The organism is Alsobacter sp. R-9, assembly GCF_054612375.1.
Genome location: NZ_JBTSWJ010000001.1, coordinates 99,021 through 112,081 on the forward strand (window position 1 = coordinate 99,021; position 13,061 = coordinate 112,081).

General features: G+C 69.1%; 10 protein-coding genes. 2 read left to right on the forward strand and 8 right to left on the reverse strand.

Annotated elements, in window-relative coordinates:
* Positions 1-3: 3 nt before the first annotated feature.
* From ACX9GQ_RS00495 to ACX9GQ_RS00515, 5 genes are all read right to left on the reverse strand, one after another.
* Complete coding sequence (locus ACX9GQ_RS00495; protein WP_459627991.1) at positions 4-954, reverse strand: branched-chain amino acid ABC transporter permease; 951 nt, start codon at positions 952-954, stop codon at positions 4-6.
* A 137-nt stretch (positions 955-1,091) separates the two neighbouring features.
* Positions 1,092-1,895, reverse strand: a complete 804-nt coding sequence (locus ACX9GQ_RS00500) for an ABC transporter ATP-binding protein (protein WP_459627564.1) — start codon at positions 1,893-1,895, stop codon at positions 1,092-1,094.
* Entirely contained in the window at positions 1,892-3,877 is a 1,986-nt protein-coding gene (locus ACX9GQ_RS00505) for an AMP-dependent synthetase/ligase (RefSeq protein ID WP_459627565.1), read from the reverse strand. The genes ACX9GQ_RS00500 and ACX9GQ_RS00505 overlap by 4 nt, the downstream gene beginning before the upstream one ends.
* A 342-nt stretch (positions 3,878-4,219) precedes the next feature.
* Positions 4,220-7,732: an indolepyruvate ferredoxin oxidoreductase family protein gene (locus tag ACX9GQ_RS00510; protein ID WP_459627566.1), complete on the reverse strand. Its 3,513-nt coding sequence runs from the start codon at positions 7,730-7,732 to the stop codon at positions 4,220-4,222.
* 108 nt (positions 7,733-7,840) lie between these two features.
* Entirely contained in the window at positions 7,841-8,650 is an 810-nt protein-coding gene (locus ACX9GQ_RS00515; protein WP_459627567.1) for a hypothetical protein, read from the reverse strand.
* Between the two features lie 371 nt (positions 8,651-9,021).
* Here ACX9GQ_RS00515 and ACX9GQ_RS00520 point away from each other — a divergent pair, with 371 nt between their 5' ends.
* Together ACX9GQ_RS00520 and ACX9GQ_RS00525 are read left to right on the forward strand one after the other, a co-directional pair.
* Positions 9,022-9,660, forward strand: a complete 639-nt coding sequence (locus ACX9GQ_RS00520) for an MBL fold metallo-hydrolase (protein WP_459627568.1) — start codon at positions 9,022-9,024, stop codon at positions 9,658-9,660.
* Between the two features lie 159 nt (positions 9,661-9,819).
* Positions 9,820-11,250 carry a homospermidine synthase gene (locus tag ACX9GQ_RS00525; protein WP_459627569.1) on the forward strand — a complete coding sequence of 477 codons (1,431 nt, stop codon included), beginning with the start codon at positions 9,820-9,822 and terminating at the stop codon, positions 11,248-11,250.
* Between the two features lie 15 nt (positions 11,251-11,265).
* Here the strand turns inward: ACX9GQ_RS00525 and ACX9GQ_RS00530 are convergent, their stop codons facing one another.
* From ACX9GQ_RS00530 to ACX9GQ_RS00540, 3 genes are read right to left on the reverse strand one after another with little or no spacing between them, the layout of a single operon-like run.
* On the reverse strand, positions 11,266-11,763 hold the full coding sequence (locus ACX9GQ_RS00530; RefSeq protein ID WP_459627570.1) for a DUF2937 family protein: 498 nt from the start codon (positions 11,761-11,763) through the stop codon (positions 11,266-11,268).
* 4 nt (positions 11,764-11,767) lie between these two features.
* The gene (locus ACX9GQ_RS00535; RefSeq protein WP_459627571.1) at positions 11,768-12,049 is read right to left on the reverse strand and encodes a hypothetical protein; all 282 of its coding nucleotides are present in this window, start codon (positions 12,047-12,049) and stop codon (positions 11,768-11,770) included.
* A 4-nt stretch (positions 12,050-12,053) separates the two neighbouring features.
* On the reverse strand, positions 12,054-13,061 hold the full coding sequence (locus tag ACX9GQ_RS00540; protein WP_459627572.1) for a WD40 repeat domain-containing protein: 1,008 nt from the start codon (positions 13,059-13,061) through the stop codon (positions 12,054-12,056).

The window sequence follows — 13,061 nt, forward strand, 5'->3', positions numbered from 1 at the left end:
CCCTCAGATACGCTCGATGATCTTCTCGCCGAACAGGCCCTGCGGCCTGAACATGAGGAAGAGCAGCGCGATGAAATAGGCGAGCCAGCTCTCGATGCCGCCGCCGACCAGGGGACCCCAGTAGAACTCGCCGAGCTTCTCGCCGATGCCGATGATGAGGCCGCCGACGATGGCGCCCGGCACCGAGGTGAAGCCACCGAGGATCAGCACCGGCAGCGCCTTGAGCGCGATGACGGAGAGCGCGAAGGACACGTCCGAGCGCGCGCCCCACATGATGCCGGTGACGAGGGCGACGATGCCCGCCGTGAACCAGACGATGACCCAGATCTGGTTGAGCGAGATGCCCACCGACAGGGCCGCCTTGTGGCTGTCGGCGACGGCGCGCAGCGCCCGGCCGATGCGCGTCTTCTGGAAGAAGAAGGCGAGCGCGGCGATCATCAGCGCGGCGATCACGGCGGCGGCTATGTCGATCTTCTGGAAGGCCACGAAGCCGCCCAGCATCTGCACCTCGAGCGCGCCCTTGGGCAGCATCAGCTGCTCGGCGATCATCTGCTTCGGGTTCCCGCCGAAGATCAGCTCGCCGAAGCCGATGAGGAAGTAGGTGATGCCGAACGTTGCCATGAACAGGATGATGTCCGGCTGGTTCACCAGCGGGCGCAGCACAACGCGCTCCACCGCCACGGCCAGCAGGAACATCACGCCCAGCGTCAGGATGACGGCGAGGAACGCCGGCACGCCCATCTCGTAGAGGCCGACAAGGGTGAGGCCGGCGAACACCACCATGATGCCCTGGGCGAAGTTGAACACGCCCGAGGCCTTGAAGATGAGCACGAAGCCCAGCGCGATCAGCGCGTAGAGCACGCCGGAGACGAGCCCTTCCCAGATCGTCTGCACGAAGAGGTCCGGCGCGTCCTTCATCTGCCGGAACGGGTCGATGACGATCTTGTCGAGGATGTCGCCCTTGGAGATGACGCCCGTCAGGCTGGCGAGGACGATCAGGGCGAGGACCGCCCCGATGCCCAGCAGCGTCCAGCCGCTGGGGGAGAGACGGAGGGGCGGGTTCGGGGCTTCGATCGCGCTCATGTCGTCCCTCAGTGCGGCACGCCGAGATAGGCGTCGATGACCGCCTGGTCGCTCTTCACCTCGGCCGGCGTGCCGTCGGCGATCTTGCGTCCGTACTCGAGCACGACGACGCGGTCGGACAGGTCCATGACGACCCCCATGTCGTGCTCGATGAGCGCGATGGTGGTGCCGTACTGATTGTTCACGTCGAGGATGAAGCGGGACATGTCCTCCTTCTCCTCGAGGTTCATGCCCGCCATCGGCTCGTCGAGCAGGAGCAGTTCCGGCTCCATCGCCAGCGCGCGGCCGAGTTCGACCCGCTTCTGCAAGCCGTAAGGCAGCTTGCCCACCGGCACCTTGCGGATGTGCTGGATCTCGAGGAAGTCGATGATCTCCTCGACGACCTGGCGGTGCTCGATTTCCTCCCGCATCGCCGGGCCGTGGCGGAAGAGCTGCCAGAAGAAGCTGCCGCGCATCTTCAGGGTGCGGCCGGCCATGATGTTGTCGAGCGTCGTCATGCCCTTGAAGAGCGCGACGTTCTGGAAGGTGCGGGCGATGCCCTGCGAGGCCGCGACGTGCGGTCGCATGCGCTGGCGCGTGGCGCCCTTGAAGGTGATGCGCCCCTGCTGCGGGTGGTAGAAGCCGTTGATGACGTTGAGCATCGACGTCTTGCCCGCGCCGTTCGGGCCGATGATCGCGCGGATCTCGCCCTTGCGGATGTCGAAGGACACGTCGGTGATGGCCTTGACGCCGCCGAAGGCGAGCGAGACGCCGTCCACCGCAAGGAGGACGTCGCCCGCGGCGATTCCCTTGTCCGATCCCGGGGCCCTCATGCCGCGGTCTCCAAAGAGCGGGCCGGAGCCGCCACTGGCTGCACCGTGCAGTCGCGGATCTTCACCCGCGCCGCGATGACGCCCTTGCGACCGTCCTCGAAGGTCACTTCCGTGCGGATGTCGGCCTCCTTCGATCCGTCGTAGAGCGCGGTCACCAGCGGCCCGTACCGCTCGGCGATGAAGCCGCGGCGCACCTTCTGCGTGCGGGTGAGCTCGCCGTCGTCGGCGTCGAGCTCCTTGTGGAGGATAAGGAAGCGCTTTACCTGCGCGCCGCCCATGCGCGGCTCGACGGCCAGCGAGCGGTTCACCTCGTCCACGTGGGCGGCGATCATGTCGTAGACGAGCGGATGGCCGGCCAGCTCCTGGTAGGAGGCGTAGACCACGTTGTTGCGCTCGGCCCAGTTGCCGACGGCCGTGAGGTCGATGTTGATGAAGCAGGAGACGAAGTCCTCCCCGTTGCCGAAGGCCACGACCTCCTTGATGTTCGGGTAGAACTTCAGCTTGTTCTCGACGTATTTCGGCGGGAACAGCGACCCGTCGCGCATCCGCCCCACGTCCTTGGCGCGGTCGATGATCTTCAGGTGGCCGGTGGCGTCGAAGAAGCCGGCGTCGCCCGAGTGCACCCAGCCGTCCGGGGTCTTGGTCCGAGCCGTCGCGTCCGGGTCCTTGAAGTAGGACTGGAAGACCCCGGGCGAGCGGAACAGCACCTCGCCGTCGTCCGCGATCCTCACCTCGACGTCCGGGGCGGGGCGGCCCACGGTGTCGGCCTTGATCTCGCCGTCCGGCTGCATGGTGATGTAGACCGACGCCTCGGTCTGTCCGTAGAGCTGCTTCAGGTTGATGCCGAGCGAGCGGAAAAACCGGAAGATCTCCGGCCCGATGGCCTCGCCGGCCGTGTAGGCCACCTTCACGCGCGACAGGCCGAAGCGGTTCTTGAGCGGCCCGAAGACGAGGATCTCGCCGAGCCCGTAGAGCAACCGGTCGGAGAACGGCACCGGCTTGCCGTCGAGGATCTGCTCGCCGCAGCGCTTCGCCACCCCGAGGAAGTAGTGGAACATCCGCCGCTTGAGGCCTGCCGCGTCCTCCATGCGCACCATGGTGAGCGTCAGCAGGTTCTCGTAGACGCGCGGGGGCGCGAAGGCGTAGGTCGTGCCGATCTCTCGGCGGTCCTCGACCACGGTCTCCGGGCTCTCGGGGCAGTTGACGCAGAAGCCGGCGACGATCGACTGCGCGTAGGAGAAGATGTGGTCGCCGACCCAGGCGAGCGGGAGGTAGGCGATGACCTCCTCCGTCTCGTCGAGCTGGTCGAAGGCGCAACCGTTCCGGGCGGAAATGACCACATTGTCGTAGGTCAGCATCACGCCCTTGGGACGGCCGGTCGTGCCCGAGGTGTAGAGGATGATGGCGAGGTCGGAGCCCGTGCCGGCGGCAATCGACGCGTCGAGGGCGGAGGTGGCCGCGGCGTCCTGGAGCCGCTTCCCGCCGTCGACGATGACGGTGTCGAGGTCGTGGAGGCGGGAATGGTCGTAGTCGCGCAGCCCGCGCGGCTCGTCATAGACGATCTGGCGAAGGGTGGGCACGCGGTCGGCGATCGAGAGCAGCTTGTCGACCTGCTCCTGGTCCTGCACGACGGCGAGCTTCACCTCGGCGTGGGCGAGGACGTAGGCCATCTCCTCGGCGACCGAGTCGGCGTAGACCGGCACCGGCACGGCGCCGAGCATCTGGCTGGCCATCATGGCCCAGTACAGGCGCGGACGGTTCGAGCCGACGATGGCGACCGTGTCGCCGCGCTGGAGGCCTGCTTCCGAGAGGCCGGCCGCGAAGCGGAGGCAGATGTCGTGCACCTGCGCCCAGGTCCACGTCTGCCAGATGCCGAGGTCCTTGTGGCGGATGGCGGGACGGGCGCCGCGCACGCGGGCATTGCGCGCAAGCAGCTTCGGAAACGTGTCCTCGCGTGAAGCCGGCGTGGCTGTCACTTCCATCCTCCTCCCTGGTCCCGGACGTGTCCCGGGCAGTCGCTCGGCCGGCTGTTGGTCGCGGCTCGCTCGACTGGTCGTTCCAAGCGGTTCTCGGCCTTCTTGGATCAGGCCTTCCGCTCTCGTTTCTCTTCTTGTCGCATCATCCCGTCCGCCAGCCGGTCTCCACCTGGCGGAATGATGCGAGAGACATGGAATGCCGCTCTTGCGGCGGCAAGACCGTGTCCGCATCCGAAAGGGTAGTTCGCGCGGTCGCGTTGGCAAGGCCGACTTTGGTCACGGGGCGGCCCCCGAGGAGCGAACTCCAAGCGAATTCGGCCGACAGCGGGCCGAATCCGAGCCTTCTGCCTATTCCGCAGCCAGAGCGCGCGTCGTCTCGGGCGACCGGAAGCGCTCCAGCAGATCGGCCTGCCGGGCCTTCGCCGCGGCGAGGTTGCGGTCCTTCACGTGGCCGAAGCCGCGGATCGTCTGCGGCAGCTCGGCGAGGGCGACGGCGGCGGGAAGGTTCGCCGCGGACAGGTCGCGGGCGATGTCGTCGAGCAGCGCCTCGAACTCCGCGACGAGCCGGCGCTCGGTCCGGCGCTCCTGCGTGTAGCCGAAGACGTCGAATGCAGTCCCGCGCAGGCCCTTGAGCTTTGCAAGAACGCCCATGGCGCGCAGCATCCATGGGCCGAAGGTCGTCTTGCGGGGCAGGCCGGTCGTCTCGTCGCGGCGTGCGAGCAGCGGCGGGGCCAGATGGACGCTGATCCGCAGGTCGCCGTCGAACTGGCCGCGCAGCGTCTTCAGAAACTCGCCGTCCGAATAGAGCCGACCCACCTCGTACTCGTCCTTGTAGGCCATCAGCTTGGCGAGGCTGCGGGCGGCCGCTTCCGTCAGCGCGGTCGAGCCCGGCGCGAAATGCCGCTCGGCGGCGCGGACGCGGTCGATGCGGTCGGCGAAGCGCTTCGCGTAGGCCGCGTCCTGGTAGGCCGTGAGGAGCGCGACGCGGCGCGCGATCACCTCGTCGAGGGAGGTGGAGAGATGCCGGTCGCCGTGGTGCTGCACGGACTGCGTCGGGCCCGCGATCAGCGCCTCCACCGATGCCGGGTCGTGGGCGGCGCGGCGGCCCCAGGCGAAGGCTGCCTTGTTCATGGCGACGGCCTCGCCGTTGAGCTCGATGGCCCGTTCCAGCGCTGCGGCCGAGAGCGGAATCCGGCCCAGCTGATACGCGAAGCCGAGCATGAACATGTTGGCGGCAATGGCATTGCCGGTGAGCGCGGTGGCGATGCGGGTCGCGTCGACGAAGAAGGCGTTGCCGGAGCCCGTCGCGCCGGCGACGGCGCGGCGGACGCGCTCCGCCGGGAGCGAGAAGTCCGGGTTGCGCGTGAAGTCGCCTGGCAGCACTTCCGCGGTGTTGACGACGACCGCCGTCTGTCCCTGCCGGACCGCCGCGAGCACCTTGCGCGTGCCGGTGACGACGAGGTCGCAGCCCAGCACGAGGTCCGCCTCGCCGGCTGCGACGCGAATGGAGTGGATGTCTTCCGGGCGCGGAGCGAGCTTGACGTGGCTGTAGACGGCGCCGCCCTTCTGGGCGAGGCCCGCCATGTCGATCATGCCGCAGCCCTTGTCCTCGAGGTGGGCCGCCATGCCGAGGATCGCGCCGATGGTGACGACGCCGGTCCCGCCCACGCCGGTGACGATGATCGCGTAGGTGCCGTCGAGCGGCGGGAGGGTGGGCTCGGGCAGGTCGCCGGCGCCGTGCAGCACGCCGCCCTTCGGCTCGGCCTTGCGGATCCTGGCCCCCTCGACGGTGACAAAGGAGGGGCAGAACCCCTCGAGGCAGGAGAAGTCCTTGTTGCAGTTCGACTGGTCGATCTGCCGCTTGCGCCCGAACTCGGTCTCGACGGGCTGCACGGACACGCAGTTCGACTTGACGCCGCAGTCGCCGCAGCCCTCGCACACGCGGGTGTTGATAAAGACTCGCTTGTCGGGATCGGGGTACTCGCCCCGCTTGCGGCGGCGGCGCTTCTCGGCGGCGCAGGTCTGGTCGTAGATGACGGCGGTGACGCCGGGCTCCGCCGCGAGGTCGCGCTGCACGGCGTCGAGCTCGTCGCGGTGGTGCCGCGTCATGCCGGGAGGCCAGGCGGTCGCCGGCGGGTACTTGTCGGGGTCGTCGGAGACGAGCGCGATGCGGGTGACGCCCTCGGCCGCCACCTGCCGGGCCAGCATGTCGACGGTCAGGTTGTTGTCGAGGTGCTGCCCGCCGGTCATCGCGACGGCATCGTTGAACAGGATCTTGTAGGTGACGTTCACGCCGGCGGCGTGGGCGAAGCGCAGGGCGAGGATGCCCGAATGGTTCCACGTGCCGTCCCCGAGGTTCTGGAACACGTGGTTGCGAGTGGAGAAGCTCGACTCGCCCACCCAGTTGGCGCCCTCGCCCCCCATCTGGGTGAAACCGTCGGTCGCGCGGTCCATCCACTGCACCATGTAGTGGCAGCCGATGCCGGCATAGGCGCGCATTCCCTCGGGCACCTTGGTCGAGGAGTTGTGCGGGCAGCCGGAGCAGAAGTACGGGGTGCGGGTGGCGACGTCCTTCGTCTCCGCCAGCTGGGCCTGCGCCTGCTTCAGCCGCGCGACGCGGGCCTGCAGCTCCTCATCGGGGCGGACGGCGAGCAGGCGTTCGCCGATGGTGATCGCGATGTCATTGGGATCGAGCGCGCCCTTCACGGGGAAGAGCCAGCGGCCCTGCTCGTCTTTCTTGCCGATGCAGGTGGGCTGGTTGGCGGCGCCGTAGAGCTCCTCGCGGACCTGCACCTCGATGAGCGAGCGCTTCTCCTCGACGACGATGACGAGGTCGAGGCCCTTCACGAAGTCCTTCAGGCCGACAGGGTCGAGCGGCCAGGGGCAGGCGATCTTGTAGAGTCGCAGGCCGAGGTCGTTGGCACGCACCTCGTCGATGCCGAGGTCGTCCAGCGCCTGGCGCACGTCAAGATAGGACTTGCCGACGGTGATGACGCCGATGCGGGCGTCGCGGCCGCCGGTGGTGATGATCCGGTTGAGCCTGTTGGCCTGCACGAAGGCGAGCATGGCGTCGCGCTTCCAGTCGTGCAGCCGCGCCTCCATGTCGAGGATGCCGTCGCGCGGGCGGATGTTGAGGCCGCCGGGCGGCAGCTCGATCTCCGGGCGGATGATGCTCACCCGGTCGAGGCTGCCGTCGACGATGGCGGTCGACTCCACCGTGTCCTTCATGCCCTTGAGCGCCAGCCACGTCCCGCAGAAGCGGCTCATGGCGTAGCCGTAGAGCCCGTAGTCGAGGATTTCCTGAACCCCGGCCGGGTTCAGGATCGGGATCATCACGTCGACGAAGTGGAACTCCGACTGGTGCGCCGTGGTCGAGCTCTCGGCGGTGTGGTCGTCGCCCATCAGCGCCAGCACGCCGCCGTGCGGCGAGGTGCCGGCCATGTTGGCGTGGCGGAACACGTCGCCTGAGCGGTCGACGCCGGGGCCCTTGCCGTACCACAGGGCGAAAACACCGTCATACTTGCCCTCGCCGCGCATCTCGGCCTGCTGCGTGCCCCAGCACGCGGTCGCGGCGAGTTCCTCGTTCAGTCCGGATCGGAACAGGATGTTGCGGGGCTCGAGCTGGCGGCGCGCCTTCATGACCTGCTGGTCGAGGCCGCCGAGCGGCGAGCCGCGGTAGCCGCTGACGAAGCCGGCGGTGTTGAGCCCGGCGCGCCGATCGCGCTCGTGCTGCATCAGCAGCAGGCGGACGATGGCCTGGGTCCCGGTGAGAAAGATGCGGTCCTTCGACAGGTCGTACTTGTCGTCGAGGGACACGTCCCTGAGGCCCGACCCCGACACGCCTGCGTTGCCGTCGCGCATCTCATCCTCCGCCTCTTGTAACGCCGATGGGGCGTTCCGGGGTCCGTGCCACTGCGCGGCCGAACCTTCTCACTCTAATCCGTCTTCTTCGACTTCAGTATAGGACAGTCATACTGACCTATCAATCGGTTTCTCGCAGGCCTGCCGCCAGTCAGGGTACGCATGGACGCGGTGGACGTACTCGTGCTGGCGATCCACCTCGCCGAAGGGGGCGACCGTCCAGTCCCATGCCTCGTCGGGCGGCGGCAGGACGACCCCGCGCATCAGGTCGAGCGTGTCCGTCACGGCGCCCTCGCGGTCCTTCTCGGTCATGACGATGTCGGTGAGCAGGCAGACCGTGCAACGGAACGCAGCGAGATCGTCGAGGTGGCCGCGGACGCTGCGGGCAAGCAGGTCGTCCGGCAGCTGCGCCGCGGAGTCCGGGCGGGTTTCGAGGGCCGTCTGGACCCCGATGGGAATCTGGGAGAGCAGGTTCGCCGAAACGACGAAGTCAACGGACGGGTCGGCAGCAAGCGCCGTCACCGGCTGGCCCCTGCCCTCGGCCGCACCGTCGAGCCAGTCGGCCATGCCGGAGAGGTCGAGCGTGACGAACTCTACCTGCTTCGCGAAGGCGTAGCGCAGGCGAACGGTCGGCAGGTGCACGGCATCGACCAGCACGACGCGCTGGAAGGCGGTAAGGAGTTCCGCCATCGGCACGTCGCGCGCAAGCCCCGACCCAAGCACCACCGCGGTGCGGCGGGACGGCAGGCCCGCGATGGACCGGCGCACGACGGCACGGCACCGCTCGTAGTGCGGACCCCAATGCCTGGCCTGGCGCGCGCCGCGCGACCACAGACCCACGCTCCCCGTCACCAGCCCCATCCTGCGGATGGCGCGCCGGGCTGGCGTGATCGCGGTCAGGAGCAGTTCGGGCAGCATCGGGGCTCGATTCGGCGTCGGCCCAGTGTGCCGGCGTGGTGTGGGCAGGCAAGCGGTGGTGGAGCAGGGCGTCCGGTGAGATCGTCGATGACTTCGCGCCGGTGTCCCTCCTTCGCCCCTTCGGGACACGTTCTCCCCGCCGTGCGGGGAGAAGAGCGGGCGGAGCCGCAACGCTGTCCTCCTGCCTTCCGGTCCGGGACGGACCGCGACGGTGCCACGCCCTTCTCCCCGCGGGCGGGGAGAAGGTGGTCCGCAGGACCGGATGAGGGGTTGCCTGGCGTGGGGCGCCACGAGGAGGGGAGGGCGAGAAAACCGACTGCCATCCCGCCCAATTCGTGCTTTATGCCGGCTCGCCAGCCTTGGAGACGTCCATGTCGACTGCCCGCGCCGCCATCGTCCCCGTCACGCCCTTCCAGCAGAACTGCACGCTCGTCTGGTCGGACGCCACGAAGGTCGGCGCCGTCGTCGATCCCGGCGGCGACGTCGACCGCATCCGCGCCGCCATCGAGCAGGTCGGGATCACCATCGAAAAGATCCTGATCACCCATGGCCACATCGACCATGCCGGCGGGGCGGCGGAACTGGCCGAGGCGCTGGGCGTGCCGGTCGAGGGGCCGCACCGGGCCGACGCCGCGCTGCTGGCGACGCTGCCGGAATCGGGCCTTCGCTTCGGCCTCACCGGTGCACGGCCGCTCACACCGGACCGCTGGCTCGAGGAGGGCGACACGGTGACGGTCTCCGACCTCACCTTCTCCGTGCTCCACTGCCCCGGGCACTCGCCGGGCAGCGTGGTGCTGTTCAACGAGGCCAACCGCTTGGCGCTGATGGGCGACGTGCTGTTCCGCGGCTCCATCGGGCGCACGGACCTGCCGGGCGGCAACCACCAGCAGCTGATCGACAGCATCACCACCAAGGTCCTGCCGCTCGGCGACGACGTCGCCTTCATCTGCGGGCACGGCCCGACCAGCACGATCGGCCAGGAACGGGCTTCGAATCCCTTCATCGCCTGAAGCGGACGAGCCGCTGGCGCGGCCCGTGCATCGCGTGGTCACGCAAGGCCCCGCTCCGGGGTTGACGCAGACCGTCATGACTGTTTCTTACCGGCGCCTTTTCCTTTGCCGGCCATCGCAGGCGCGTCGCCGCCTGCCCTGATCCTGGGAGACCCGTTCATGAGCCATCCCGTCCATGCCCGCATCGATGGCCCCATCGTCATGATCGGCTTCGGCTCGATCGGCCGCGGCACCCTTCCGCTCATCGAGCGGCACTTCGCCTACGACCGTTCGAAGCTCACCGTGATCGATCCGGATGACAGCCATCGCGAGCTGCTGCAGAAGCACGGCGTGACGTTCATCCACCAGCCGGTGACGCGCGACAACTACAAGCACCTTCTCGGCCCGCTGCTGACGGCCGGACCGGGGCAGGGCTTCTGCGTCAACCTTTCGGTCGACACCTCCTCGCTCGACCTCATGGAGTACTGCCGCGAGATCGGCGCGCTCTACATCGACACGGTCGTCGAGCCGTGGGTGGGCTTCTATTTCGACAAGTCGAAGGGGCCTGAGTCCCGCTCCAACTACGCCCTGCGCGAGACCGTGCTGGAGGCACGGCGCCGCAACCCCGGCGGCACGACCGCCGTGTCGTGCTGCGGCGCAAACCCCGGCATGGTCTCGTGGTTCGTGAAGCAGGCGCTGGTGAACCTGAAGACGGACATCGGCCTGCCGGGCGACATCCCGGCGACGAAGGATGGATGGGCCGCGCTCGCCCGCGACCTTGGCGTGAAGGGCATCCACATCGCCGAGCGCGACACGCAGCGCGCCAAGTCGCCGAAGCCGCGGCAGGTGTTCGTCAACACGTGGTCGGTCGAAGGCTTCGTGTCCGAGGGCCTGCAGCCGGCCGAGCTCGGCTGGGGCACGCACGAGCGCTGGATGCCCGAGAACGGCCGCACCCACGCCACCGGCTGCGGCTCTGCGATCTACCTGCTGCAGCCCGGCGCCAACACGCGCGTCCGCTCGTGGACCCCGACGGCGCAGGCCCAGTACGGCTTCCTCGTCACGCACAACGAGTCGATCTCGATCGCGGACTACCTCACCGTGCGAGACGGTTCCGGGAAGGCTGTCTACCGGCCGACGTGCCACTACGCCTACCACCCTTGCAATGACGCGGTGCTGTCGCTGCACGAGATGTTCGGGCAGGAGGGCGTCCGCCAGCCGGACTGGCACATCCTCGACGAGAACGAGATCGTCGACGGCATCGACGAACTCGGCGTGCTCCTCTACGGCCACGGCCGCAATGCCTACTGGTACGGCTCGCAGCTCTCCATCGAGGAGACGCGCATGATCGCGCCCTACCAGAACGCAACCGGCCTGCAGGTGTCGTCCGCGGTGCTCGCCGGCATGGTGTGGGCGCTCGAGAACCCGAAGGCCGGCATCGTCGAGGCCGACGACATGGACTACAAGCGCTGCCTCGAGGTGCAGATGCCGTATCTGGGCCCGGTTGTCGGCGTCTACACCGACTGGACGCCGCTCTCCAACCGCCCGGGCCTGTTCCCCGAGGACATCGACACGTCCGACCCCTGGCAGTTTCGCAACGTGCTCGTGCGCTGAACCGGCCGTCGAGGCTCAGGCGGCGCGGACGCGCCGCCGGCGGCCGAAGGGCCAGGCGAAAAGCCGCATCGCGCCCCAGCCTCCGGCCAGCCCGGCGGCTGCCGCGGCCGCGCCCTCGGCGGTCGTCGGCACGGCGGGCTCGTAGGTTCGCACGGTTCCCCGCAGCACCTGCGGGTCGGGGTCCGACGCCAGCACGGCGATGCGGCCGAAAGGACCGGCCGCCGCCATTGCCTGCTGCTGGCCCTTGAGTGCGTCGAGCCGCTCGGCCGTGACCCGTGCGTCCCTTGCGCGCTGCGCGGCGAGGGGATCGACGTTGCCGGAGAGGCGGGCGATCGCTGCCGCCCGGTCGAGCCCGTACTGCCGGGCATCGGCATCGAAGCGGTCGACGACGGTCTGCAACTCGTCGATCGCGCCGCCCAGTCTCTGCCTGTACTGCTGGGCGAACTCGGGAGCCTGTGAGGCCAGCACCGCGGCCAGGAGACCTGTGGCGAGGCTGAGCGTCCGGGCGAACATGGCTTCAGTCCGACGGTGCGAGGAGCGCCTTCTCGACGAGAGGGCGCGTCTGCACGACCAGACTTCCGCGCAAACGATACGCCTGCGTCTTGCGGCCGGACCGCATCACGAGGATCACCGTCTCCAGCCCAGGGCAGGACGGATCGTTGCAGGTGATCTCGCTCACGGTGACCTCGTCTGCCTCGGCGAGCAGGAGGATCTCGCGGACCCAGTCCTTCACGCGCTGAACGTCCTCGGGGTCGGGCCGGTTCGGCCGAAAGCGGGAGAGGAGGTCCGACAGCGCCATCGCGTCAGCCCGGCAGGGTGAGCAGTCCCGCGGCGCCGCCTTCGGTGCCGAAGACGAGACGCTTGCCGCGTCGGTCCCACGCCAGCGCGGTCACTGCGCCGCGCTCGGGCTCGGCACGGCGAACCAGCAACTCGCCGTTGTCGGTGAGGCGGCACAGGAGGATGAACCCGTCCTCGTAGCCGACGGCCAGCACCAGTGCGCCGGGGTGGAAGGCGACACGCGACACCTTCGCAGGGCGGATCCCGCACTCGCGCGGCGTCTTGCCCATGGGGCCGTCCTTGCTGGCGAACGGCCAGACGATGGCCGCGTCGGCGCCGGAGGTCGCGAGCCATTGCCCATCGTGGGACCACGAGAAGGAGCGCGTCTTCGACGGGTAGCCGGACATGCGCATGTCCGCCTTCTCCGGGAGGCGCCAGCCGTGCAGCGTGTTCTCCTGCATGGAGGTGACGACGAAGCGGCCGTCGCCGGACCATGTCACGTCGAGGTGGGACCCCTTCCACGGCAGCACGTCGGGAGGCGTCTCGGTGTTGGGGAACCAGAGGCTCACGCCGTTGTAGTGGCTCACCGCCAGGCGGTAGCCCTTCGGAGCGAAGGCGAGGCCCTGCGGCGTCGACGGCGCCGTCCACTGGCGCAGGCGGCCCTTGTCGTCGCGGGCGGTCACCTGCTTGCCGGCGGACCACGCCACACCGCCGCCCTGCGCGGCGACGGCGTCGATCCAGCGCCCCTTCGCCTCGCCGAGCTCCGTCGTGCCGCCGTCCGGCGCGATGCGGACGACGCGGCCGTCGTCGCCGCCGGTCACGAGCCCGTCCGCGTCGGCCGTGCCGACGAGAAGGCCCGCGTCGGGGTGGGCGGCGACGCGCTTAGGATCGGCGGTGCCGAGCGACACCGTGCCGTCGCCGAGGCCCAGCATCGGGACGTCACGAACGACCGCGGCCACCACCACGTGCTCGCCGCACGCGATCGGCTCGACGCTCTCGGTGAGCGACGGCAGGCCGGACGCAGGAGGGGACAA